Source organism: Enterobacter sp. 118C5 (genome assembly GCF_034107645.1).
GTDB lineage: Bacteria > Pseudomonadota > Gammaproteobacteria > Enterobacterales > Enterobacteriaceae > Enterobacter > Enterobacter nematophilus.
Map to the genome: position 1 here is coordinate 409,470 of NZ_JAWNEU010000001.1, position 25,598 is coordinate 435,067.

A 25,598-nucleotide genomic window follows, 5' to 3' on the forward strand; every position below is an offset into this window, starting at 1 on the left:
TTTTACTCTTTCAGAAGATGGCCCATTTTGGCCGCTTTGGTATCGAGATAGTGGGCGTTTTTCGGGTTGCGGCCGACAATCAGCGGTACGCGTTCGACGATGTTGATCCCGGCTTCGGTGAGGATTTCCACCTTTTTGGGGTTATTGGTCAGCAGGCGAACCTCGTCCACGCCCAGCAGCTTGAACATATCGGCGCAGAGGGTGAAGTCACGCTCATCGGCGGCAAAACCGAGCTGGTGGTTGGCTTCCACCGTATCGTAGCCCTGGTCCTGCAGCGCGTAAGCGCGGATTTTATTCAGCAGACCAATGTTACGACCTTCCTGACGGTGATAGAGCAGCACGCCGCGGCCTTCTTCGGCAATATGGGTAAGGGCAGCTTCGAGCTGGAAGCCGCAATCACAGCGCAGGCTGAACAACGCGTCGCCGGTCAGACACTCTGAATGGACGCGGGACAGCACCGGCGTCTGCCCTGAAATGTCGCCGTAGACCAGCGCGACATGATCCTGTCCGGTTGCCAGTTCTTCAAACCCCACCATCAGGAAATCGCCCCATGGGGTTGGCAGTTTGGCTTCTGCCACACGTTTAAGCTGCATGTGATTCTCCAGAGTAGGCTGACACGTTTCGTGCCTTGCGCCTGTTTTGCTTTCTGTATTTGTCCATTTTGCCACAAGCTCAGCACGTTCGCCTAATGGGCGCCATGCTATATGAACGTTAAACGCACGATCCGACATATCCACCCATCGAATGAATTTCAGTTATGATTGTGAGGCTTAGCGAAAAAGGAGAAGACATGCTTTCAATCGCCAGACGTACGGCAGCAGGCGCGGCCATTTTACTGATTATGCCTTTGGCCGTGTGGGTCTCCGGCTGGATGTGGCAGCCGGGGCAGAATGCCACGTGGCTGAAAACGTTATTCTGGGTAACGGAAACGGTCACGCAGCCGTGGGGAATTATTACCCACGTCATCCTCTGCGGCTGGTTCTTGTGGTGCCTGCGCTTTCGACTGCGCGCGGCGCTGATGCTCTTTGCTATCCTCGGGGGCGCGATCGTTATTGGACAGGGCGTGAAGTCCTGGGTAAAAGGTCACGTTCAGGAGCCAAGACCTTTTGTCGTCTGGCTGGAAAAAGCGCACCATGTTCCGGTGGATGAGTTCTACAATTTAAAGCGTAAAGATCGCGGCGCGCTGGTGAAAGAGCAGCTTGCGGAACAGGAAAATATTCCAAAATTCCTGCGTAAGCACTGGCAAAAAGAGACGGGATTCGCGTTTCCTTCCGGCCATACGATGTTTGCGGCCAGCTGGGCGTTGCTGGGGGTCGGGCTGCTTTGGCCTCGACGCCGCACGGTGACCATCGTGATTTTACTGGTTTGGGCAACTGGGGTGATGGGCAGCCGCTTGCTGCTGGGGATGCACTGGCCGCGGGATCTGGTGGTCGCTACGCTGATTTCCTGGATGCTGGTGACGCTGGCAACCTGGCTTGCGGAACGATTCTGCGGCCCGCTCACGCCACCGCCTGAAGAGAAAGAAGAGATCGCCGAAAGGGAGCAAAGCGACGCCTGACGGTTGATATTGTGCATTTTGCCCATAAATCCATGACGTGCGCGTTACTTTTTCCGTTTCGCGCCCGTCGCTAAAATGGTAGTTTATAAGGCTGATTGCGGTAAGTTGAACACACTTTATTCGCTTGAACCACATAACGGGAAGTAATGTGAAATATTTACTCATTTTCTTACTGGTATTGGCGATTTTTGTCATTTCAGTCACATTGGGTGCACAAAACGATCAACAGGTGACGTTTAACTATCTGCTGGCGCAGGGTGAGTATCGGGTCTCTAGCCTGCTGGCGGTCTTATTTGCTGCAGGCTTTGCCATCGGCTGGCTGGTTTGCGGTCTTTTCTGGTTGAAAGTTCGTGTTTCTCTTGCGCGCGCTGAACGTAAAATTAAACGACTCGAACAGAACATTGCGCCTGCGTCCGACATTCCGGAAAGCTCAGGTGTGCCGGTCGTGAAGGAATAATCGACTATGCTGGAGTTGTTGTTTCTGCTTTTGCCTGTAGCCGCAGCCTATGGCTGGTATATGGGCCGCAGAAGTGCGCAACAAACGAAACAGGATGAGGCTAACCGACTCTCCCGCGACTACGTTGCGGGGGTGAACTTCCTCCTGAGCAATCAGCAGGACAAAGCGGTAGACCTGTTCCTCGATATGCTGAAAGAGGATACGGGGACCGTCGAAGCTCACCTCACTCTCGGCAACCTGTTCCGCTCGCGCGGCGAGGTTGACCGCGCTATCCGTATCCACCAGACCCTGATGGAAAGCGCTTCCCTGACCTACGAACAACGTCTCCTGGCGGTACAACAGCTGGGCCGAGACTATATGGCCGCGGGGCTGTACGATCGCGCTGAAGATATGTTCACGCAGCTGGTGGATGAAACGGATTTCCGCATTGGCGCGTTGCAGCAGTTACTCCAGATTTACCAGGCCACCAGCGACTGGCAGAAAGCCATTGATACGGCCGAACGTCTGGTGAAGCTGGGCAAAGACAAGCAGCGCGTTGAAATTGCGCATTTCTACTGCGAGCTTGCCCTTCAGCAGATGGGTAACGACGACATGGATAAAGCCATGGCGTTGCTGAAGAAAGGCGCCGCCGCGGACCGCAATAGCGCGCGTATCTCTATCATGATGGGGCGCGTTTTTATGGCCAGCGGCGACTATGCTAAAGCCGTTGAAAGCCTGCTGCGGGTTATTGACCAGGACAAAGAGCTGGTCAGCGAAACGCTTGAAATGCTGCAAACCTGCTATCAACAGCTGGACAAGCAGGAAGAGTGGGTGGCATTTCTGCGCCGTTGTGTGGAAGAGAATACCGGCGCGACCGCTGAGCTGATGCTTTCTGACGTGGTTGAGCAGTATGAGGGAAGCGACACCGCACAGGTTTATATTACCCGTCAGCTGCAGCGTCACCCCACGATGCGCGTATTCCACAAGCTGATGGACTACCACCTGAACGACGCGGAAGAAGGGCGCGCGAAAGAGAGCCTGATGGTGCTGCGCGACATGGTTGGCGAGCAGGTGCGCAGCAAACCGCGCTACCGTTGTCAGAAATGTGGTTTTACCGCGTATACGCTCTACTGGCACTGTCCATCCTGCCGGGCCTGGTCCACCATCAAGCCAATTCGTGGCCTTGACGGTCAGTGATTTTTTAAAACACTCCGCTTTAGTTACAACATACTAATCAATTTACCCCTTTCTCAACACCGTGCGGCCTGCCGGTCTGGCAGGCGCGTAAATGGATTCTGTCAATTTAGGGCGGCGGCAGGTAGAATGCTGGCCGTTTATCTGTTCCGCGCCGCTGCGCGCCCATAGACGAAAAGGGCTGGTCATGACGTCTGTTACTTCCTCCACTTCCCGCGTTATTACGGATTCTCCTGTTGTTGTCGCGCTTGATTACAATAAGCGTGACGCAGCGCTGGCCTTTGTCGACGGTATCGATCCTCGCGATTGTCGTCTGAAAGTTGGTAAAGAGATGTTCACGCTGTTTGGACCGCAAATCGTCCACGATCTGCAGCAGCGCGGCTTCGATGTCTTCCTCGATCTCAAATTCCATGATATCCCGAACACCACGGCGCACGCGGTTGCCGCCGCTGCGGAGCTAGGTGTATGGATGGTCAACGTCCACGCGTCGGGCGGGGCGAGAATGATGACGGCCGCTCGCGAAGCGCTCCTGCCGTTCGGCAACGATGCGCCATTACTGATTGCGGTTACCGTGCTGACAAGCATGGACGAAAGCGACCTGCGCGACCTTGGCGTGACGTTGTCACCTGCCGGGCACGCCGAGCGTCTGGCGCGTCTGACGCAGAGTTGCGGCCTTGATGGCGTCGTCTGCTCCGCTCAGGAAGCCGTGCGTTTCAAGTCAGAACTGGGCAACGCATTTAAGCTGGTCACGCCAGGCATTCGTCCTGCTGGCAGCGACGTGGGCGATCAGCGACGCATTATGACGCCTGAGCAGGCGTTGGCTGCAGGTGTCGATTACATGGTTATCGGGCGTCCGGTGACGCAGTCTGCAAACCCGGCAGAGACGCTTAAGGCTATCAACGCATCACTGAAAAAGGGGGCGCAATGACCGATTCCAACAGCCGGCTGGTCTACTCGACGGAAAGCGGGCGCATAGACGAACCGAAAACGAAAGCGGAACGTCCGAAAGGCGACGGTATTGTTCGTATCCAGCGTCAGACCAGCGGGCGAAAAGGAAAGGGGGTCTGCCTGATCTCCGGGATTGATCGGGATGATGCGGAGCTGAACAAGCTGGCAGCCGAGTTGAAGAAGAAATGTGGCTGCGGCGGCGCCGTGAAGGACGGCATTATCGAAATTCAGGGTGATAAACGCGATTTAATTAAATCGCTCCTTGAAGCCAAAGGCATGAAAGTTAAACTGGCAGGCGGCTAAAATAAATAAGCCACGGCAATTGCCGTGGCTCGTGTTATATACGTGCGTTAGTCAGACCTGAAATGCGATGCTAAATCGCCTTAACGGGAAGGCTGATAAAATAATTATTTGCCAACCTGGTGACCGATAATACCACCGACAGCAGCGCCGCCTAATGTACCCAGCGTACTACCATCCGTTAATACTGCACCACCGAGCGCACCAGCACCGGCGCCAATTGCGGTGTTACGGTCACGTTTAGACCAGTTAGAGCACGCGCTCAGGGACATTGCTACTGTGATTGCCAGAACAGCGGCGGCTAATTTTTTGCTGGTTAAGGTCATAATACTTTCTCCTGAATTATCGATTCACGGAAAGATGTACACATTAAGTATAGCCAAAATGAATACTCAATTCTTTTTTCCGTGAAAGCTGGTCGCGCAGGCGTTACGTAATCACGCAAGTGATAGTCACTTCCTGTTATATCGCTAACATTAATTTTACGACTTTACGGCAGGTTAAACAGGTAAAAACTCTTAAAGGGAGGATAGGAATCCTCTCAGACGAAGGGGGCATTTGCGCCCGGAATACGGGCGCAAAATGGACTCAGGTGGACGTTTTAATAATATCGACAATGAGACCGTCTTCTTCCAGTTTATTACGATGTTCGTCGCTTAACCTTTCGTCGGTAATTACGCGGCTAAAGCGTGAGGCTGGACCCATGGTGTAAGGATGGACGGCACCAAATTTGGAGCTGTCGGTCAGCACAATGGCTTCACACTCTTTTTCCAGAACTGCATTCACCACGTCAGTTCGCATCATATCCCGGCCGGTGAAGCCTGTCTCAGGCTGCCAGCCGTCAATACCGATAAACGCCTTACTGAAATGAACCTGCTGGACATACTGCCGGGTTAGCGGGCCTACCATGCTCTCACTTTTTTTCTGGTAAATGCCGCCCAGCAAAATCACCTCACAGCGCGTCTCCTTGAGTAAATGGGCGATATAGCTGCTGACGGTGATGATGGTAACGTCTTTTTGTTCGGCGAGCGTACGAGCCAGAAGGGCGTTGCTGCTGCCGTTTTCAATAAAGACCGTCTCGCCAGGGTTTACCAGCGATGCGGCAAATTCTGCCAGCTCTCGTTTAAGCGCGTAGTTATTCATCATGCGCGTCTCAACGTCATCGCTGTCCAGCGGCACGGCATAGCCATGCGCACGGCGCAGGTAGCTCTGTTTTTCCAGCAGATTTAGATCCTGACGGATGGTGACTTCGGAAACGCCGGTGGTTTTAGCCAGCTCAACGACGCTTACGCGCCCCTGATCGATGACCATCTGCAAAATGAGTTGTTGTCGGGAATTCATAGCATCCAATTAATAAAGCGAAACGAGGTCTGAGACAGTGGGATTAGACTTCCCACGGCGCTTTAGGCTGTCGGTTTTCGGGAGCGTTGTCAGCGCCATCCTGAGCGAGAAGTTCAGACTTCAGGATCTCGAGATTACGGATCGCAGAGTGATAATCACCCGCCACCAGGATATCCAGCACGGTATCAATACGTTGTGCTACAGCTTGTGGATCAATAGTAGACATCATCTCTCCCCAGGAGCGAAAAGTTAATAATTTCAATGATGCAGAAAATAGGTTCAAAAGAGAAGGGAAAAAACGCCATAACGAAATTACATAAACGAAAGTGAACCGCTGTATGGCTCTAACGCTGCTGTCGCGCTTGATATCGTTTTAGCCAGCGCTCGAATGCGGCAGCGGGCATCGGCTTAGCAAAAAGAAAACCCTGCCGTTCGTTGACGCCGTTCTTGGTCAGAAAGGCGTCTTCTTTTGCGCTCTCCACCCCTTCGGCAATCACCTGCAGGTTTAACGCCTGCGCCACTGCGACAATGGCGCGTACCAGAGACTGGGAGACAGAGTGCTTGTGAATATCCCTGACAAAAGCCTGATCGAGCTTAATGGCATCGATAGGAAAACGCGCCAGCTGGGAGAGAGAGGAGTAGCCGGTACCGAAATCGTCCAGATGAATTTGTGCCCCGAGCTGGCTGAATTGCTGGATCACCGAGAGAGCCAGCTCTTCGTTTTCGATAAGACAGCTTTCGGTTAACTCAACGTCGATAGGGCAGTACTCAAAATGCAGATCCTTCAGCGCCTGCTTTAACTCGCTGAAAATCGTCTGGTCGGCCAGCTGACGTGCAGAGACGTTCACGGCCACGCGCAGGTTAATTCCCTTGTCACGCCATTTTGCCACCTGGCGAACCACATCAAGCATCACCCAGCGGCCCAGCGGGACAATCAAACCGGACTCCTCGGCGTAAGAGATAAATTCCAGGGGGGGGATCAGACCGCGCTCGGGCGACTGCCAGCGGACCAGCGCTTCAAGGCTTCTGACTTCGCCGCGCCAGGTCATTTTCGGCTGGTAGTGAATCAGGAGCTGATCGTTATCCAGAGCTTTACGCAGGTTGGTGTCCAGCCACAGATACTCAAACACGCGCTGGTTCATCTCGGGGGAGAAGACGCAGAATTTGCCACGGCCATTCTCCTTGGCGGTATACATGGCGATGTCGGCATTGCGAATCACGCTTTCCCGATCGTTCCCGTGCTGCGGCGCGAGGGCGATCCCCAGGGAGCAACCGGTGTAAACCTCAATCAGACCGATTCTGAACGGCTGGCGCAGGCGGGTCAGAATACGCGACGCCATCGCTTCCAGCGAGCCCTGGGAGGTATTGGTGGCCATAACGATAAACTCATCGCCGCCGAGCCGCGCTAAAACCTGCCCCTCATCCAGACAACTCAGAAGGGCAAGTGCAACCGCCTGCAGCAGCTGATCGCCGAACATATGCCCGTAGGCATCGTTAACCTTTTTGAAGTTATCCAGGTCGAGGTACACCACGCCAACCTGCGTATCGCCACGGCTACTGATGGCGTCTGAAATCAACTCATGGATCGCATTGCGGTTGGGCAGGCCGGTGATGGTATCGGTATTGGCCAGCACGCGCAGGCGCTCCTGCGCCCGCCGCTCTTCGGTAATGTCGGTCCCGGAACAGATAAGGAAAATTTCATTTTTGCCGCTGCCGCTGTGAACGAATTTATTTCTGAACAGAAATAAGCGTTGCCCTTTCCGCGTTTTGATCCAGCGTTCGACTTCGTAGGAACTGCCGTTGCGAAAGAAACCTGCAATGTTGCGCTTCGAGGCTGCCGCTTCGCTGCGGCTCATGAACAGTTCAAACACGTTCTGACCAATGACTTCGTGTTCTTTCAGACCGGTATACTCTTCGCTCAGGCGGTTAAAACGCTGGATATTGCCGTTTTGATCGAGAATAACAATGACGGAATTCGCTTCAGAAACAACCTGTTCTGCGAAGGAGAGTCCCTGAGCCAGATCGCGCGCCACGGAGGGCGTATCGTTCCAGGCGGAAGCCGTTCCTGCCCACTCGTTTCGTGTGATTTTGCGTCCGACAAGATGAATGGGAACCTGTTCGCCGTAAAGAGAGAGGTTTAGGGAAATGCTGGAGGTCATCACCGTTAGCTGACGGATCTGTGCGGCCTGTTCATCGTCCAGTACGATCTCCTGAGTCTCGTCTGCATTTTCGCTGGCGGCAAGGTGCAGAGCGTTGCTGTCAGCCGACAATCGCCACCACGGGCTGTGAGTACCCATGTAACGAAACAGCAAATTCTGCTCAAGTTCGTCGATCATGATTTCTCCCGCCGCGACGTATTAGCGAACAAATTATTCATTTGTCGTCGACTTTTCCGTTGAAAATAGCGGCAAAGCCGCAGTGAACGTCTTGTTTTTACCTGCTTTTTTATAATGAAACGCATCAGGCAGATAAAATGCTGAGCGGATAAAATTCACGTGACCGATTAGGACAGCACTCTTTTACTGTAGATAATTATGGCTATTTTGGGCGGGCTGGGGCTGAAAAAAGTAAGAAAAATGATGCTTTTGCGGGGGGAAAGACATGGGAAAAATTGTCGGCCTTTCCAAACGGAAATGACCGACAATTGAGCAGGTTATCAGGCGACAGGGCGCGCAATAATACTGCGTGTTTCCATACGAACTTCAGCGATAGTCACGTCAATCACGTCAGTGACTTTGTAAACCGTCTCGCCCTTAATTTGCACGGTGCCGCTTTCCTGACTGCAGACCAGTTCGTCACGAACGGCGTGCAGGAACGGGGCAGGGATAAAGGCGACCGCACCGTTATCCACCAGACGTACGCGCATTCCCCCGCGGCTGATATCAATAATCTCTGCCGCGAAGCGGGTATCGGTACCGGCTTTATTCTGCAGGAAGCGTGCGTACAGCCAGTCTCCAACGTCACGTTCCGCCATGCGGTTCAGACGGCGACGCTCGGCCATCTGTAGGGTCGTGTCGTCCTGAGGACGGGCAATGGTTTCGCCCTTGATAATCGCTTTCAGCAGGCGGTGGTTAACCATATCGCCATACTTACGGATCGGGGAGGTCCAGGTGGCGTAGGCCTCCAGACCGAGGCCGAAGTGCGGGCCTGGCTCGGTGCTGATTTCCGCGAAGGACTGGAAGCGGCGAATACGGCTATCCAGGAAACCGGACGGCTGAGCGTCCAGCTCGCGGCGAAGCTTGCAGAAGCCCGGCAGCGTCAGCACTTCTTCCGGGTCAACATGCACGTCGTGATTCTTCAGCAGGGCCGCCAGCGCTTCGGTATTAGCCGGATCGAAGCCGGTATGAACGTTGTAAATACCGAAGCCCAGCCTGTCGCGCAGCACGCGCGCGGCACAGATGTTGGCGGAAATCATCGCTTCTTCGACGATGCGGTTAGCAATGCGTCGCGGTTCGGCCACGATATCCAGCACTTCACCTTTTTCACCGAGAACAAAACGATAATCCGGACGATCCTTGAAGACCAGGGCGTGAGTCTTACGCCACTCGCCGCGGTTCAGGCAGATGCGGTGCAGCAGACGAATCTGCGCCGCAATAGCCTCGGATTCAGGTTTCCAGCTGCCGGTGTTTTCCAGCCAGTCGGAGACATTGTCATAGGCCAGCTTGGCTTTGGATTCGATGGTGGCGGCAAAGAACTCGATATCGTCTTCAATCGTGCCATCTGCGGCAATGGTCATGCGGCAGGCGAGGACCGGGCGCACCTCATTTGGACGCAGCGAGCAGAGGTCGTCAGACAGTTCACGCGGCAGCATCGGAATGTTAAAGCCCGGCAGGTAGTTGGTGAACGCGCGGATTTTCGCCGTTTCGTCCAGCTTGCTGCCTTCTACAATCCAGGCGGTTGGATCGGCAATCGCGACGGTCAAATGCAGTTTGCCATCGGCGCTCTCTTCAGCGTAGAGCGCATCGTCCATATCTTCTGTGCTGGCGCTGTCGATGGTGACAAACTCCAGCGCGGTGAGATCGCGACGCGCCAGGCCTTCGTCCTGCATCTCGGTTGCCACACCGTTCGGCGCTTCTTTTTCAAGATTATGGCGCGCCAGCGTGACCCACCACGGGACGAAATGGTCGTCGCCAAAGGTGATGAACTGGGTCAGTTCAGCATAGAAACCGCGGTCGCCTTTCAGAGGATGACGGCGCATTTCTGCCACGGCCCAGTCACCTTCTTTAAAATCATGCTCAACGCCGCGGGCGGCGCGGCAGGGAATGGCATCTTTCAGCAGGGGGTGATCCGGCACGACAGATAAACGATCGTCCTTTCTCTGCACTTTGCCCACAAAGCGGGTCAGGAACGGTTCGATCAGTTCTTCCGGCTCGGCAGATTCACGTTCCTTCTCGGTATGGATGACGGCCATGACGCGATCGCCATGCATCACTTTCTTCATCTGCGGTGGCGGAATGAAGTAGCTTTTCTGCGCGTCAACTTCAAGGAAGCCAAAGCCCTTTTCCGTGGCTTTCACGACCCCTTCTGCACGCGGCGTTTGGGAATGCAGTTGCTGTTTAAGCTGCGCTAGCAGCGGGTTGTCCTGAAACATAATGTTCTATTTTCGTAGCCATTGAGCGGCTGACAGTTTTACGCGATTCTCACTGCTACAGCAAGCGCTCTTTGGGGAAAGCGTGTGGTTATTCCGCTTTGCCGGACGCGACTTTTAATCGATTGAGCCAGCCCTCCAGCGCGCATTGGCTCAGCAGGTTGATCGCCTGAACGGCAGTAAGTCCTTCTTCCGTGAGCGGGGTAAATTGTGCGGCGCTGAAGCGGTCCGGCGAGCGTGTCAGCAATTCGGCTGCTGCCGCAAGCGCCGGCGAAGGAAGCGAAATCGTATCCCGGCTGTTTATCAGGATCTCACCCGTCAGGTCGAGCAAGGTCGGTTCATGACACAGGACCGGCGTCAGCGCCTCAAGCGCGGGCTCTGCCTGCCAGCGGGAGAGGGACTCAAGCTGATGCGCACTGGCATAGCGAAGCTCGACCACGGGCAGAAGCGCCCTCCACGCGTCGGAGGACGCCGGCAGGGTGTGCGGCTGAATATGATGGCCCGGCAGCCAGCGGACGGGGTGGCCAAGCAGCGCCTGAAAGACGGCGACCACACGCGCCTGAAAACCGATAAAGCCGATTATCTGGTTAATCACCACTATGTCATATACAGACAGACCTACCTCATCAAGCTGGTTTCGCGCCTTATCATCAATGACGTCAGGCGAGCTGGCGAGCTGGCGGGCGTACTGCGTGATTTCCGCCAGCCGTCGGTTACTTTCGCGAGAGGAGTCAGGACCCGGCAGCGGGGCGAGGAGGGCGGCGTAGTGGTTGCACAGCCGCTGAACGCCGCAGGCCTGCGCCACCGTCAACGCGGTGCTTAACCGATCGTAGGCGCTGAGCGTTCGCAGGCGGTTTACGGGAAGTGAGAGCGGGAACAGCTGGTGGCATAAGGATCTGGCAGGAGCAAGCCAGCCGGTACAGGCGGCAACAATCTCATTTGGCAGGGCTAAATCGAGCAAAAAACGATCGTCGACGTTAGCGGCTTCGGGCACCAGGGGCAGCACTTCCGGCTGCGCGTGGTTTGACTGGGTTTCGTGATACCAGTGGCCTTTGCCGGAAAAACGGCGTTGTTCCATGGGCGTTCCTTGATCTCAAAATGGCGATCAATATCCTGGCGTAAGGCAGATAAAGGGAAAAATATTGTTAGGTGATAACAAATAGCAGAACGGAATAACGAAGGGTGGAGTGCGGAGGGGGGAAGCTCTCTTCCCGTGCGGGAAGAGAGCCACAGCTTATTTAATTTCCAGCTCGTTCATTGCAGCGATGTTGAAGCCGCCGTCAACGTGAACCACTTCGCCGGAGATACCTGCGGAAAGGTCAGAGCACAGGAATGCAGCAGAGTTACCCACATCTTCAATGGTAACGGTACGACGAATCGGAGTAACCGCTTCGCAGTGTGCCAGCATTTTACGGAAATCTTTGATGCCGGACGCCGCCAGGGTGCGGATAGGGCCAGCAGAGATGGCGTTAACGCGCACGCCTTCTGGACCCATTGCGTTCGCCATGTAGCGGACGTTGGCTTCCAGAGATGCTTTCGCCAGGCCCATAACGTTGTAGTTAGGGATAGCACGCTCAGCGCCCAGGTAGGACAGGGTCAGCAGCGCTGCGCCAGGGTTCAGCATTGCGCGGCAAGATTTCGCCATTGCAACGAAGCTGTAGGAGCTGATGTCGTGCGCGATTTTAAAGCCATCACGGGTAACCGCGTTCACGTAGTCGCCGTCCAGCTGGTCGCCAGGAGCGAAGCCGATGGAGTGAACGAAACCGTCGAATTTCGGCCATGCTTTTGCCAGTTCAGCAAACATGCCGTCGATGCTTTCGTCTTGTGCAACGTCACATTCCAGAACAATGCTGGAACCCAGCTGCGCGGCAAACTCTTCAACACGGCCTTTCAGCTTGTCGTTCTGGTAGGTGAACGCCAGCTCAGCGCCTTCGCGATGCATTGCCTGTGCGATGCCGTATGCGATGGACAGTTTGCTGGCAACGCCAGTCACCAGAATGCGCTTACCGGAAAGAAAACCCATAGCTTTAATCCTTATATTCATTGCTTATTTTGCCTTGTAATTCATAGCGTTACAGGCAGTATTTCAAAATCATTCGAAATTAGCTCGAAATTATAGCCCACTCACGGCCCCTTGTGTCACGATATTTCTCGCCGATCTCTGAAGACGAATGCCCCAAAAGGTGAGGCGCGGGCTGGCGGGGGCTCAAAATTTCAGCATTCGTCCAGTATATCACCCGGCAGCAGCTTCGCCTCATCCAACCAGCAAGGATCCGCGATCCGTCAGCGGTATTCACGCTTTCCTGGCGTTTTCAACGAAGCGCGCAACGACAATAAAGAATACCGGGACGAAGAAGATCGCGAGAAGCGTGCCGCTAATCATGCCGCCAAACACTCCGGTGCCGATAGCGTGCTGCGTGCTGTCACTCGCGCCACGCGCCAGCATCAGTGGCACCACCCCTAACGTAAAGGCTAACGATGTCATCAGAATAGGGCGCAGACGCTGGCTTGCGGCCTTTATCGTTGCAGCCAGCAGGGGTTGTCCTTCCCGGTGGAGCTGCCTTGCAAACTCGACAATCAGAATGGCGTTCTTGGCGGACAGGCCTATCAGGGTGATAAGACCGACCTTAAAGAAAACATCATTCGTCATGCCCGCAACGAACACGGCAGCCACCGCACCGATCAGCCCCAGGGGAACGACCAGCATTACCGCAAAGGGAATTGACCAGCTCTCATACAGGGCGGCGAGCACCATGAACACGACCAGTATCGACAGAACGATCAGACCCGGGAGCTGAGATTCGGATTTTCTCTCCTGCAATGAACTCCCGGCCCACTCGCCGGCCATCCCCTGGGGTAAATCCCGTGACAGATTCTCCATAACCTTCATTGCGGTACCGCTGGATGTGCCCGGGGCCGCACTGCCGGTAATGCGGATAGCAGAATATCCCTGATAACGCGTCAACTGCTGCGGCGCAACGTTCCAGGAAAGCGTCGCAAACGTAGATACTGGCACCATCTGCCCCATACGGTTTTTTACCGATAATTTCAGGATCTGCTCAGGCTGCATGCGGTAAGGGGCATCGGCCTGAATGATGACCTGCTGAACGCGACCGTTGTTCGTGTAGTCATTAACGTAGTTCGACCCCATGGTGACCGAGAGCGTCTGGTTGATTTCATCAAATGAAACGCCCAGTGCTTCCGCTTTTTCCCGGTCAACGTGAAGGGCCAGGCTCGTTCCTTCCGGCAGACCGTCTATATACACGTCACTCAGTTCAGGACGTTGATTAGCCTTCAAAACCAGCGCATCGGCCGCTTTCTTTAACGCCTCATAGCCCAGTCCCGCCCTGTCCTGCACGTACCAGGTGAAGCCCGAGGAGGTGCCCATATCCGAAATGGCCGGCGGGAGAAGGCTCATCGTGACGCCATCTGAGACGTTAGCCATGCTGGCCTGTATATGGTCGGCTTCATTCTGCGCGGTCGAACCCTGCCGATCCTTCCAGTCCTTCAGCGTGGTGAAGGCCATGGCCGAGTTCGGGCCCGATCCTGAAAAACCAAATCCCAGGATCATAATGTTGCTTTCAATATCCGGCCGGGCCGCAATTTCCTCTTCAAATTTTTTAACCACTTTCAGGGTGCGCTGCATGGTGGCGTCGGAAGGCAGCTGAATTGAGGACATAAAATAGCCCTGATCTTCATCCGGAAGAAAGGACGAGGGCAGCGAAGAAAGCCCCAAAAACAGCGCGGCACAAAGCGCAACGTACAGCAGCAGCATACGCCCGGTTCGTCTCAGCACCGCGCCCAGCCCGGATTCGTACCACCTCGTAAGGGTTCGAAAACGGGCGTTAAACCCTGCCGCGAACCTGCCACCACCGTGCTTTTCCGCGCTGTGAGGCTTAAGTAGCGTCGCGCAAAGCGCGGGGGTAAGCGTGAGGGCAAGAAATGCCGACAACAGTATGGATACCGCCATGGAAATACAAAATTGCCGATAAATAATCCCGACGGATCCTTCGGCGAAACCCATGGGAATAAAGACGGCGGTAAGCACCAGGGTGATCCCGATAATTGCCGGCGTGATTTCATTCATCGCCTCCCGGGTCGCGTCGCGCGGAGAGAGTTGTTTTTCTTCCATCAGGCGCTCGACGTTCTCCACGACCACAATGGCGTCATCTACGATAATCCCTATCGCCAGAACCATGCCGAACATGGTCAGAATATTGATGGAGTACCCACTCAATAGCATCACCGTGAAGGTGCCAAGCAGTGCGACGGGGGCAACAACCGCCGGGATAAGCGTACAGCGTATCTTATGCAGAAACAGCAGCATCACGAGGAAGACCAGGACCATTGCTTCCACAAACGTCTGCACCACCTTCATGATGGAGAGCTTCACAAAAGGCGCGGTATCAAAGGGAACCGTAAACGTCATTCCTTCCGGCAACACCTGAGAAAGTTCGTCGATGCGCGCGCGTACGCCTGCAGCCGTGCTCATTGCATTGGCGCCAGGCGATAGCTGGACTGCCGCAGCCGTTGCGGGCAGCCCATTTTCGCGGATACCGAAAGCGTAGCTTTGCAGGCCGGACTCAATGCGCGCGACGTCGGACAGCTTCAGCCTTGCGCCGGACGCTTCTGATTTCAGGGTAATATTCCTGAAAGCCTCTACGGAAGTGAGTTGCCCCTTCACGGTGATCGGATACGTTACGCCTTGCCCTTCAGATGCCGGTTCATCTCCCGTTTTGCCGGGCGAAACCAGGGCATTTTGCTGGCCAACGGCGGTAAGAACATCGCTCACCGAAAGTCCGTAGCTATGAAGCTTCATCGGGTCCAGCCAGATGCGCAGCGCTTTTTCGCCACCAAACAGCTGAATTTTCCCCACCCCAGGTACGCGGCGAAGCTCGTCGCTCACGTGCCGGGCAAAATAATCGCTTAAATCGGCTTCCTCAAATTTACCGGTTGCGGACTTCAGCCCCACCATCATTAAAAATCCGGAATTGGCCGCCTCGACGTTGATACCATTTTGCCTGACCGCCTGTGGCAAACGCGGTTCCACAATTTTGATCTGGTTCTGAAGGTCCATCTGCGCCAGCTTGATGTCCGTGCCGGGCTTAAACGTCACGGTAATAGACGCAGAACCGGTTGTGTCACTGGACGATTCGAAGTAGAGCAGATTATCGACGCCAGATATTTCGCGCTCAATTAACGACACAACCGATGTATTCATAATATCGGGGCTGGCACCCGGGTAGGTGACAGAAATAATGATCCCAGGCGGTGCCACCGCCGGATACTGCGCAACCGGCAGCCGGGGGATAGACAATACACCCGCCAGGACGATAAAAAACGCCACTACCCAGGCGAAAACGGGGCGTTCAATAAAAAAATGAGGCATTAATTTAACTTCCAGATACGTGAATTTCGTCGTCGGTTGATACGCGCTTGCCGATATCCCTGAGCTGTGAAAACTTCTCAAGCAGCTGCGGTGCGTCATCCAGGCTTGTCGCAAACATCCACATGTATGTCATTACGGAATAAATATGTCCGGCGGTAATGCCAGTCGATTGTGTCATCCAGATAATGGTCAGCGTAAAAAGCAGGGCGACGAGTATGCCAACCCATAAATACCCCCACGCCTCCCGGTCAGATAATGCGATACGTAAACGCGCGAGCGTGGAGTAATGTCGGTGCAGGGTGGTCGTGCCCGCCTTATGGACATAATCTACCTCTTTCTCCAGACGGTTATTCAGGCGCATGAATAACCATTCATTTTTACGCGCATATCCGGAGACAAATCCCGTCAGGATAATGACGATTGCAAAGCACATGACGCCTGCCCAGAATTCAATAAAGAGCAGCATGATTGCCGCACCAAAGAGCGAGCTCATTGATGTAATAAGCAGGGGCAGGTGCATTTCAAAGAAATCCACATACTCACGCGAGAGCGTGACCCTGGCGGCAATTGCCGAATGGTTAAGCTGATATTTGCGCTGCGAAAGCACGACGGAGACGGCAAGCCCGGCATAAATACGGGCAAACGTCCGTGTATCAACGCTCCGTCTGGCCGCGCCGATAAACCACATGCAGAGCACCATCAGGCCATACAGCGCGGCATTAAGCGTCTTACCCGCAAGAATGGCATTTATCGCGATGCCTGCCAGAACGGGATAGAGTAAAAACGTCACGTTTTCAGCTACTACCAGCAAAAAGGTGACAACCAATTTTTTCCGGTGCCGTATCGCGAGCTTTTTAAGCGAGTGCATGACGCCGGCGGTTTCAGGAGAACGACGGTTATTAGTAAGGTTCATCATTATGGGTAACGGGTATGTGGCTATTTCAGTGAGTTATTTTTGTTCAAAATGTTGTAATGGAGAGTCTACAACCCGCCTGTTTAGCAGACATGGGCGGTTTGTGGAGAGAGTGTGGAGCTAAACAGCGCGGTTGTTTAAATCATTCTCATGATGAGGTACAGCGGTGAACCGCCAAAAAAGAGAATTAAATAACACTCATAGTAAAACACCAGATCGTTAAAATCTGGCGTAGCGTTCAGCAGCACAGTGAACGTAATAATGAGATAAACAAAAATCACCATTAGCCAGAAGGCGATGAGTAGTAATTCAGTGAACGCGCCTGCTTTGTTTTGTATTATCAGAGAGACAACCGACAGGGCAATGCAGCCATAGATAATGGGGGAAGAGGGTAGCGTTGCGGCGACTTTTTCATCCATTTTATGCATCAGTACCAGCCAGGTATAAAGTAATCCCCACGATAGCAGCAGAAACAGAGAAAATATGCCGATTTTTTTAGGAGAGAGGTATTTCGAAAGTTCCATGCTCATTATCTCAACCAAATTCAGAAAGCCTTTACGCGTCGAGGATATTTTCCACGTTAAACGGAAGACGGTTTAACTCCGAATAACTATTGTGGACTGACATTGTCGAGTCTTTATTGACTGAATGTGTAGGCTGTATGGAGAAATTGCCGGGCGCTTAAATTAATTCAGGAAATTTTCGCGGTCACGGCACTTTTTCCCGGAGCCTGTGTCTTATTGTGCTAAAGATATCTGATAGCGTGCTCAAAGGGATTTCACCCGCGGAGATAAAATGAACAAAAATACTCTAATCCTTGTTGTTGAAGATGAAGACGAAATTGCCGATATACTGATGAGTTACTTAGAGCGTTCTGGGATGAAAACGCTGAGAGCCCGGCAGGGCGAGCAGGCGATAGCGCTCAATCGACTCCATAAACCGGATCTTATCCTGCTGGACATCCATCTGCCCGTATGCGATGGCTGGAGCGTACTCACGACGCTTCGTCAGGAAAGTTCTGTGCCCGTCATTATGGTGTCCGCACTCGATCAGGACGTGGATAAGCTGATGGGGCTGAGGCTTGGCGCGGATGATTACGTCATCAAACCTTTCAACCCTTCCGAAGTGGTCGCGCGGGTTGAAGCCGTGCTGCGCAGAACCAAACCTGCTCTCCAGCAGGCGGAGTCCGCGCCTCTCAGGACGGCTTTTATTACGGTCTATCCGGACGATTTTTACGTTGAGGTCACCGTGGGCGCAGAAGTGGTTTCGCCAGTATTAACGACGACGGAATTTAAGCTTCTGACTTACCTGGTGAGATTCCCGCGAAAGGTATGTTCCCGCGAAGAGTTACTCAACGCGTGTCTGCCGGAAGGCGATACGCTAGACAGAACGGTAGACAGCCATATGAGTAAGCTGCGTAAAAAGCTGGAGCTTGCAGGCCTTTATGGCGTTCCTGAGAGCATCAGGGGGATGGGCTATCGGCTTGGGGAGAAAAAATGAACAGAGATTCTGTCCTGAGTCGGCAGATCTTAACGTATATGCTGCTGCTGACGTTTACGATCATTGCTATTGCGGTACTGGGCTCCTGGTTTTTTTACTCCTTTATTCTCGATCACCTCCCCGGCGGTGCCGTTGCGGGCGATGACGAGCAAATGACGATGTGGGACTGGGTGTGGATTGGTACCGCGACAACAATCAGTCTGATAATCGCGATATTTTTAACGATAAAACTCTCTTCGCGAATACTCACCCCGTTAAACGCGGTGGCCTCCAGCCTGAGAAAAATTTCTCAGGGCCAGCTGGATGCCCGGGCTTATTGCGCCAGCTCCCGGCTGGGCGAGGTCAATCATCTGGTCACGGATTTCAATGAAATGGCGGAAAAACTCCAGACGCTGGATATTCAAAGGAAATCCTGGAATGCCGCCATTGCCCACGAGCTCAGAACCCCGGTCACGATTTTACGCGGGCGGCTTCAGGGGCTGGTTGACGGCGTTTTTGAACCGGATCCGCTGCTTTTTAATAATCTTCTCAAGCAGACTGAAGGGTTAACCCGTTTGATTGAAGATCTTCGGGTCATCAGCTCTGACGGCGGGGCGGGTTACACGTTGTATAAATCCAGAGCGGACCTCAAAGGCACAATCCAGGATGCGCTTGATACTTTCATGCCCGAGTTCAAACGCAACCAGTTTACGCTTAAGACCGAGTTGAGAGAACAGCAATGCGTGTTCGACCCCTTACGCATCAATCAGTGTCTGGCCGTTCTGTTTGATAACGCATTACATTATTCAACTTCACGGAAACTCATCGTAAAAAATGGCGTCTCTGATAAAGGCAATTATATTCTTATTCAGGATGGCGGGCCTGGCATCCCCAGGGAATTCCATGATTTCTTATTTCAACCCTTCCAGCGGGATAATGGTGCCAGAGATGTGAATCCTGAAGGATGTGGTTTAGGGTTATCGGTAGTAAAAGCCATCATGCTGGCTCATGGTGGCGATGTAACCTATACCTTATCGAAGCAAAACCACTCCATATTCAAACTGACCTGGCCCGACGCCTGAGACCTGGCGGCAGGTCAGCCTGGCCTGCCCGCCGATAGCGGCAATTGCCAAATATCGCCTAATTTTGTATCCCACTCCAGAGGGGTAATACGCAGTTTGCCCCGTTTTGGGCTTAAGGTTATTTCACTGAAGTAAATTTCATCGCTTTTCAACATGAGGTCAATGCGGCAGTAGTCAAGACCATTCGCCAGCTCCTGAGCGGCCAGCAAAGCCTCACGGAACAATTTTGGCTCGCCGGGCGCTACCGGCGTATTAGGATATTCCATCTGGAAGGGCTGTAAATTCCAGTATCGGTCGTAGACGTTGATAAACTCTCTGCCGCAGTCATCCGTAAAATCGGCCTCAACATAGTGTGCGACGCCGTGAAAACAGTGAATTCGCAGCATTTCCGGCGTGCTTTTCCTGTCCGCATTATTGAAAAGATCGACATAAGGCTCACACAGTATAACGGGTGTAATATTTTTGTACTGCCACTCGCGCGTGGTGTAATACAAATTCTTCTTTAATGCGAGAGTAAGCTTTTTTCGGGCCTGCCGGTAATTGAACTGGTCTTTGTTTGTACAGATTATTGTGCTTCCACTGTCATGATTGCACTTAAGGACGAATTGATCGGGCAGTGTTGAAAAATCAATATGCGAAAACCTGCGATATACCCCAATCAAAGGCACCGCTTTTACTCGCGTTGTTCTGGACGCAACGTATTCGCGGACGGCGAGTTTATCGGCAAGCATTGTGTAGAGATTATTATGGTCATAGACCAGGCGATGACATATTTTTTCACTCAACGTAGTGGGTGATTTAATGTCAGGGGTTCTGCCTGATGTCTTTTTGAGTCTTGCAGTATGAAAATTCAGGTCCGTCATGAAATATGAGCGGCATTTTCTGATGAGATACTCTGTATATTTTAGAACATAAGTGGTGGTGTTCATTTCTTCTCCTCCGTAATGTCCCGGTATTCTGGAGAAGAACTATTGATTGATATTGCTTAAAATATGGAGCAGGGATGGAGACAAAAATAAAAAGGATTAAATAGCGCACGCAGGCTATTTAATCCTTATTTGAGCGGAGCAATACGTGTTTACCGCCGTACTTAACGGTCTTTTCTCCACGCATCGGCGGTCAATGCTTCACCGAAATGCCCGGCAATCAGCCTTTTCGTCAGCTCATGAAGCGGGGAGGCCATGACATCCGCCGTGCTCCCGCGCTCGACGACTTCCCCCTGGTGCATGACCATTACCTGGTCGCTGATGTGCTTCATCATCCCCAGATGCTGAGTGACGTAAATATAGGAGATACCCTGCTTTTCCTGTAATTCGAGCATCAGGTTAATCAGCTGCGAACGCATCGACATATCCAGCGAGGCAAGCGCTTCGTCTGCAACGATCACTTTCGGGCGCAGAATCAACGCACGGGCCAGACCCAGACGCTGTTTCTGACCGGGGGCCAGCATATGCGGGTAGTAGCTTTCGTGATCCGGTAACAGCCCAACCATACGCAGCGTTTCGAAGATACGCTTGCGGCGCGCCTCTGGCTCCAGTTCGGTATTCAGGCGCAGAGGGAAATCAAGGATCTGCGAAATGCGCTGGCGTGGATTAAGCGAGGTAGACGGATCCTGGAAGATCATGCGGATGCGCTGGCTGCGGAAAGAGTAATCGCCAAACTGCAGAGGATGATCGTCAATCAACACTTCTCCGGCGGTGGGCTCGACCATGCCGGCAAGCATTTTCGCCAGCGTGGATTTGCCGGAGCCGTTTTCGCCGATGATCGCCAGCGTCTGTTTTTCACGCAGGGTAAAACTCAGCGGCTTAACCGCTTCGACAGTCTGACGATGAAACAGCCCCGTACGATAGCGAAAGGTCTTACTCAGATTGCGGACTTCCAGCAAGGTTTCGACCATTTCACTCTCTCTCCATGTTCAGCGGGAAATGACAGGCGTAAAGATGATTTTTGGCGCCGGTCAGGCGCGGCGTCTCGATACATTTACGCTGAGCATACGGACAGCGCGGCCCCAGACGACAGCCTATCGGCAACGATTCCAGCAGCGGAATCGCTCCGGGCAGGGTATTCAGACGGCTCTTGTGCGGCATGGCGCTGCCAAAATCAGGAATGGCGCGGATAAGCGCCTGCGTATATGGATGGTGCGGCGCGGCGATCAGCTCCTCACTCGGGGCGGTTTCGACCGTTTGCCCGCAGTACATCACGTCAATTTTATCCGCCCATTTGCTGAGCATTTGCAGGTCATGGCTGATCAGCAAAATGGTGGTGTTGTTGTTCTGGTTCAGGCGCGACAGCAGGCGGAAAATTTGCGCCTGGGTGGTCGGCTCCATCGCGTTGGTCGGTTCATCCGCAATCAGCAAGCGCGGCTGATTAGCCAGCGCGATGGCAATCATCACTTTCTGACACTCGCCGTCGGTCAGCTCATACGGGAAGCTGCGCATCGCGTCTTTATGATCTTTGATCCCGACGCGGTGCAGCAGCTCAATGGCGCGGCGTTTGCGCCAGCCGAAACGCTGCCACCAGCGGCCTTTATAGGTCCAGCCGGGAATGTTCTGCATCAGCTGTTTGCCCACGCGCTCGGAGGGATCGAGACAGGACTGTGGCTCCTGGAAAATCATCGAGACGTTATGGCCGACCAGCTTACGCCGCTCGCGCGGGGAGAGGCGCAGCAGGTCGATATCGTCGAACCGCATACGGTCGGCGGTCACGCGCCAGTTGTCTTTCGCCACGCCGCAGATCGCTTTGGCGATCAGGCTTTTCCCCGAACCGGATTCACCCACCAGCCCGCGAATCTCGCCCTCGGCGAGAGTAATGCTGATGCGATCGACGGCTTTCACCCAGCCTTCACCGGTTTTGAATTCAATGGTGAGGTTGCGAATATCAAGAAGCGGCATTATTGCACCCCCGCGTTGATTGCACGGCGAATACCGTCGCCCAGCAGGTTGATCAGCAATACGCTTACCATAATGGCCGCACCCGGCAGCATGACCGTCCACGGCGCCACGTAGATCAACTCCAGCGCGTCACCGAGCATCGCACCCCATTCAGGGGACGGCAGCTGCGCGCCGAGGTCGAGGAAGCCGAGCGCAGCGATGTCCAGGATCGCCATCGACAGCGCCCGGGTGATCTCGGTGACCAGCCCGGAAGCGATGTTTGGCAGAACGGCAAACCACAAAATGTTGAAGGTCGTCGCGCCGTCCAGACGGGCCGCAACGACATACTCTTTTTCCAGCTCGTCATGCACCATGCTGTAAACCGAGCGCACGATGCGGGGCAGGATAGCCAGCCAGACGGCGAACATGGCATGCGACAGATGCGGACCGGCAAAGGCAACAACGATGATTGCCAGCAGCAGAGACGGAATCGACAGCAGCGTGTCCAGAATGTGGTTCAGCACCGCCGAGCGCAGGCCATGCGTGGAGCCTGCGAAAATACCGAGCGCCAGGCCACAGATCGTCGCCGCGAGCGTCACGACAAATGCGCCGCCCACCGTCGGAGCAGCCCCGCTTAACAGGCGGCTCAACACGTCGCGTCCGAGGTCGTCAGTGCCGAGGAAGAAAGAGACTTCGCCGTAGCGTGACCAGGAAGGCGGCAGCAGCTGATAGCCAAGGAACTGCTGATCGATGCCGTAAGGCGCAAACCACGAGCCAAAGAGGCAAAGCAATACCAGACCGGCACAACCATAAAGGCCGATCATTGCCGTGGTGTCACCATAGAACTTACGCCACACGGTACGCAGCGCACCGGGTGTGCGCTTTTCACTGTATACGTTATCGTAAGGCATACCATTCCTTATGCTTCAATGGGTTAGCCATCGCACCCAAAATGTCGGACAACACGTTAACAATAATGACCAGCGAACCAATCACCATCACACCCGCAGAAATCGCGGCGTAGTCCTGCTGGCGGATGGCGTTAATCAGCCAGCGCCCCAGACCTGGCCAGCTAAAGACCATCTCGGTGATCATGGCCAGCGTCAGCATGGTGGAGAACTGCAGCCCCAGACGCGGGATCACCGGCGGCAGCGCGTTATGCAGGACGTTGCGGCGCAGTATGGTCAGGCGAGACAACCCGCGCGTGGCGGCTGCTTTGACATAGTTCTGCTCAAACACCTCGATGGTGCTCAGGCGCATCAGGCGGATCACCTCGGTCGTCGGGGCAACCGCCAGCGTCAGCACCGGCAATACCATATGGCGCAGGGCGCTGACGATCATCTCATGGCGCCAGACGGAATCGGACAGCCAGGCGTCAATGATGGCGAAACCCGTCACCGTTTTAACGGTATAGAGCAGGTCAAAACGACCCGAAACCGGCAGCCAGCCCATCGTCAGCGAGAAGAACAGCGTCAGCAGCAGCGCCAGCCAGAATACCGGGATAGAGAAGCCGAGCAGGGCGAGGGCGCTGATAAACTTATCCTGCCATTTGTTGCGGTAGATCCCGGCCAGCATGCCCACGGGAATACCCACCATCAGGGCAAAGCCGAAGGCCAGAATGCACAGCTCCATCGTGGCCGGGAACACCTCTTTAAGCTGCTCGGAGATAAGCTGCCCGTTGATGCTCGACACGCCGAAATCCCAGTGCAGCAGACCGTTAAACCAGAACAGCCAGGCATCCCACAGCGATGAGCCCTGAAGCGGGGCGTGCGGCGTAAAATAGCTCAGGCTGAAGCCGACAAAGGTCAGCAGAAAGAGCGTCACCAGCAGCAGCAGGAGTCGACGTAAGGTAAAAATAATCATGGTTTTTTCACCTCTTGTTCTTTTTCGCGCGACACGCCGGCGAACGAGGCGTTGCCGAACGGACTCAGCACAAGGCCTTTAATATCGTAACGATAGGCCTGAAGGCGCAGGGAAGAGGCCAGCGGCAGCACGGGCAGTTCCTCAGCGAGGATCTTCTGCGCTTCATCGTAAGCGTCAATGCGTGAGGCCAGCTGTTGGGAAGAGAGCGCTTTTTGCAGCACGGCGTCGAACTCCCGGTTACACCAGTGGGCGTAGTTGGTCTGCGAATTGATCGCCGCACAGCTTAGCAGCGGCCGGAAGAAGCTGTCCGGATCGTTACTGTCGGTAGCCCAGCCGGTCAGCGTAAGGTCGTGATTCATGTCCATCAGGCGCGCCTCCTGGAAACGGCCCTCCACCGGTACGATGATCACCTTGACGCCCACCTGCGCCATATCGGCCTGCAGCAGTTCCGCGGTTTTCAGCGGGCTCGGGTTCCACGCCTGGGAGCTGGTGGGCACCCAGAGCTGGAGCGTCAGGTTTTCCGCGCCCAGCGCCTTCAATTGTTCACGCGCTTTTGCCGGATTGTATTCCGTAATCTTAGCCTCACCGTCGTAGGCCCACGAGGCGCGCGGTAAAATTGAGGCGGCGGTTTCCGCCGTGCCGTAGTAGATCGACTGCATCAGACGCTGGTTGTTAATGGCCAGCGCCAGCGCGTGGCGAACGGCAGGGTTGTTTAACGGCGGCTTATCGGTGTTAAAGGCCAGATAGGCGATGTTCATCCCCGGGCGTAACGTCAGGCGCAGACGCGGATCGTCGCGCAAAATCGTGAGCTGGCTGGCCGCGGGCCAGGCGAGCACGTCGCATTCCCCGGTGAGCAGCTTCGAGAGCCGTCCCGTTCCGCCAGAACCGAGATCGACCACCACCTGCGGCATCAGCGGCGTACCCCGCCAGAAATGTTCGTGGCGCTGCAGGCGAATATATTGCCCCGCGCGGTATTCGGCCAGCTGGAACGGCCCGGTACCGACCGGCTGGCGGTCGAGCAGCTCCTGGCGATCTTTTTTCGTCAGCTTCGCCGCGTATTCGGCGGACATAACGGACGCATAGTGGGTCGCCAGGTGCCAGAGGAAGGAGGCATCCGGGCGCGTCAGCGTAAATTCAACCGTCCGGCTGTCCAGCTTGCGCACGCTTTTAACGGTGTCGGCAAACTGCAGGCTGTCGAAATAGGGGAAATTATCCCCGTTGACGTTATGCCACGGGTGGTTACGGTTAAAGATACGCTGGAAGGTGAAGACCACGTCATCCGCGTTCAGCTTGCGCGTGGGGGTAAACCACGGCGTACGCTGAAACGCGACATCATCGCGCAGGCGGAAACGGTAGGTTGCACCGTTGTCCAGGACTTCCCAGCTTTCCGCAAGTTCAGGCACCAGGCGGTAGGTGTACGGGTCGACATCAAGCAAGCGGTCATACAGCTGCGCGGCGAGCGTATCCACGATCAGGCCGCTGCCCGCTTTTTGCGGGTTGAAGGTATCCACCTGGCCGCTCACGCAATAGACGAAGCCGCTGTCACGAATGTCAGGCTGCGTAGACTGCCCGGGCGCAGCAAACGCCAGGCCGCTGAACAGACCGAGTGCTAAAAAGGACGATAAAACCAGACGCAT

The 25,598-nt window shown here is 54.5% G+C and carries 24 protein-coding genes; 7 read left to right on the plus strand and 17 right to left on the minus strand.

The genetic code is table 11. The features are described from left to right. Positions 1-2: 2 nt before the first annotated feature. Positions 3-593 (minus strand): GTP cyclohydrolase II, encoded by a 591-nt coding sequence (ribA, locus tag UTO39_RS01930; RefSeq protein ID WP_028013401.1) that lies wholly within the window; start codon positions 591-593, stop codon positions 3-5. Positions 594-790: 197 nt separating this feature from the next. On the opposite strand from ribA, the gene pgpB reads away from it, so the two are divergent. The 5 genes from pgpB (at position 791) to yciH (ending at position 4,439) form a co-directional block, all read left to right on the plus strand. Then, a complete protein-coding gene (gene pgpB / locus UTO39_RS01935; RefSeq protein ID WP_320726300.1) occupies positions 791-1,558 on the plus strand; it encodes a phosphatidylglycerophosphatase B in 768 nt (255 codons plus the stop codon). Between the two features lie 148 nt (positions 1,559-1,706). Beyond that, positions 1,707-2,015: a LapA family protein gene (locus UTO39_RS01940; protein WP_061098000.1), complete on the plus strand. Its 309-nt coding sequence runs from the start codon at positions 1,707-1,709 to the stop codon at positions 2,013-2,015. Between the two features lie 6 nt (positions 2,016-2,021). After that, a complete protein-coding gene (lapB, locus tag UTO39_RS01945; RefSeq protein WP_151413139.1) occupies positions 2,022-3,191 on the plus strand; it encodes a lipopolysaccharide assembly protein LapB in 1,170 nt (389 codons plus the stop codon). Between the two features lie 184 nt (positions 3,192-3,375). After that, on the plus strand, positions 3,376-4,116 hold the full coding sequence (pyrF, locus tag UTO39_RS01950) for an orotidine-5'-phosphate decarboxylase (protein ID WP_320726651.1): 741 nt from the start codon (positions 3,376-3,378) through the stop codon (positions 4,114-4,116). Further along, positions 4,113-4,439 carry a stress response translation initiation inhibitor YciH gene (yciH, locus tag UTO39_RS01955; RefSeq protein WP_320726301.1) on the plus strand — a complete coding sequence of 109 codons (327 nt, stop codon included), beginning with the start codon at positions 4,113-4,115 and terminating at the stop codon, positions 4,437-4,439. Before pyrF ends, yciH begins: the two co-directional genes overlap by 4 nt. Before the next feature lie 104 nt (positions 4,440-4,543). Here yciH and osmB read toward each other — a convergent pair whose 3' ends face one another. The 10 genes from osmB to UTO39_RS02005 form a co-directional block, all read right to left on the minus strand. Continuing rightward, positions 4,544-4,762: an osmotically-inducible lipoprotein OsmB gene (gene osmB, locus UTO39_RS01960; protein WP_008501216.1), complete on the minus strand. Its 219-nt coding sequence runs from the start codon at positions 4,760-4,762 to the stop codon at positions 4,544-4,546. A 262-nt stretch (positions 4,763-5,024) separates the two neighbouring features. Next, a complete protein-coding gene (locus UTO39_RS01965; RefSeq protein ID WP_320726302.1) occupies positions 5,025-5,777 on the minus strand; it encodes a DNA-binding transcriptional regulator YciT in 753 nt (250 codons plus the stop codon). A gap of 43 nt (positions 5,778-5,820) precedes the next feature. Next, positions 5,821-6,003, minus strand: a complete 183-nt coding sequence (locus UTO39_RS01970; protein ID WP_041909652.1) for a hypothetical protein — start codon at positions 6,001-6,003, stop codon at positions 5,821-5,823. Between the two features lie 118 nt (positions 6,004-6,121). Continuing rightward, complete coding sequence (gene pdeR / locus UTO39_RS01975) at positions 6,122-8,113, minus strand: cyclic di-GMP phosphodiesterase (RefSeq protein WP_061098004.1); 1,992 nt, start codon at positions 8,111-8,113, stop codon at positions 6,122-6,124. 320 nt (positions 8,114-8,433) lie between these two features. Next, positions 8,434-10,368, minus strand: a complete 1,935-nt coding sequence (locus UTO39_RS01980) for an exoribonuclease II (RefSeq protein WP_320726303.1) — start codon at positions 10,366-10,368, stop codon at positions 8,434-8,436. A gap of 88 nt (positions 10,369-10,456) precedes the next feature. After that, entirely contained in the window at positions 10,457-11,443 is a 987-nt protein-coding gene (locus UTO39_RS01985) for a CMD domain-containing protein (RefSeq protein WP_320726304.1), read from the minus strand. A gap of 156 nt (positions 11,444-11,599) precedes the next feature. Continuing rightward, complete coding sequence (gene fabI, locus UTO39_RS01990; protein ID WP_003856831.1) at positions 11,600-12,388, minus strand: enoyl-ACP reductase FabI; 789 nt, start codon at positions 12,386-12,388, stop codon at positions 11,600-11,602. Positions 12,389-12,658: 270 nt separating this feature from the next. Next, the gene (locus UTO39_RS01995; protein WP_320726305.1) at positions 12,659-15,754 is read right to left on the minus strand and encodes a multidrug efflux RND transporter permease subunit; all 3,096 of its coding nucleotides are present in this window, start codon (positions 15,752-15,754) and stop codon (positions 12,659-12,661) included. 4 nt (positions 15,755-15,758) lie between these two features. Beyond that, positions 15,759-16,670: an ABC transporter six-transmembrane domain-containing protein gene (locus tag UTO39_RS02000; protein WP_061098008.1), complete on the minus strand. Its 912-nt coding sequence runs from the start codon at positions 16,668-16,670 to the stop codon at positions 15,759-15,761. Between the two features lie 134 nt (positions 16,671-16,804). Next, positions 16,805-17,191, minus strand: coding sequence for a hypothetical protein (locus UTO39_RS02005; RefSeq protein ID WP_061099656.1), 387 nt, complete (start codon positions 17,189-17,191; stop codon positions 16,805-16,807). A 271-nt stretch (positions 17,192-17,462) separates the two neighbouring features. On the opposite strand from UTO39_RS02005, the gene UTO39_RS02010 reads away from it, so the two are divergent. Next, positions 17,463-18,167 (plus strand): response regulator, encoded by a 705-nt coding sequence (locus UTO39_RS02010; protein WP_320726306.1) that lies wholly within the window; start codon positions 17,463-17,465, stop codon positions 18,165-18,167. Beyond that, a complete protein-coding gene (locus UTO39_RS02015; RefSeq protein WP_320726307.1) occupies positions 18,164-19,228 on the plus strand; it encodes an ATP-binding protein in 1,065 nt (354 codons plus the stop codon). The genes UTO39_RS02010 and UTO39_RS02015 overlap by 4 nt, the downstream gene beginning before the upstream one ends. Positions 19,229-19,242: 14 nt before the next feature. Here the strand turns inward: UTO39_RS02015 and UTO39_RS02020 are convergent, their stop codons facing one another. The 6 genes from UTO39_RS02020 to sapA form a co-directional block, all read right to left on the minus strand. Next, positions 19,243-20,157, minus strand: coding sequence for an ATP-grasp fold amidoligase family protein (locus UTO39_RS02020; protein WP_320726308.1), 915 nt, complete (start codon positions 20,155-20,157; stop codon positions 19,243-19,245). A gap of 161 nt (positions 20,158-20,318) precedes the next feature. Next, positions 20,319-21,125 (minus strand): putrescine export ABC transporter ATP-binding protein SapF, encoded by an 807-nt coding sequence (gene sapF / locus UTO39_RS02025; protein ID WP_028013385.1) that lies wholly within the window; start codon positions 21,123-21,125, stop codon positions 20,319-20,321. Between the two features lies 1 nt (position 21,126). Beyond that, the gene (gene sapD / locus UTO39_RS02030; protein WP_028013384.1) at positions 21,127-22,119 is read right to left on the minus strand and encodes a putrescine export ABC transporter ATP-binding protein SapD; all 993 of its coding nucleotides are present in this window, start codon (positions 22,117-22,119) and stop codon (positions 21,127-21,129) included. Beyond that, positions 22,119-23,009, minus strand: coding sequence for a putrescine export ABC transporter permease SapC (gene sapC, locus UTO39_RS02035; protein ID WP_320726309.1), 891 nt, complete (start codon positions 23,007-23,009; stop codon positions 22,119-22,121). The genes sapD and sapC overlap by 1 nt, the downstream gene beginning before the upstream one ends. After that, entirely contained in the window at positions 22,996-23,961 is a 966-nt protein-coding gene (sapB, locus tag UTO39_RS02040) for a putrescine export ABC transporter permease SapB (RefSeq protein ID WP_061098013.1), read from the minus strand. The genes sapC and sapB overlap by 14 nt, the downstream gene beginning before the upstream one ends. Then, entirely contained in the window at positions 23,958-25,598 is a 1,641-nt protein-coding gene (gene sapA, locus UTO39_RS02045; RefSeq protein ID WP_320726310.1) for an ABC transporter substrate-binding protein SapA, read from the minus strand. The genes sapB and sapA overlap by 4 nt, the downstream gene beginning before the upstream one ends.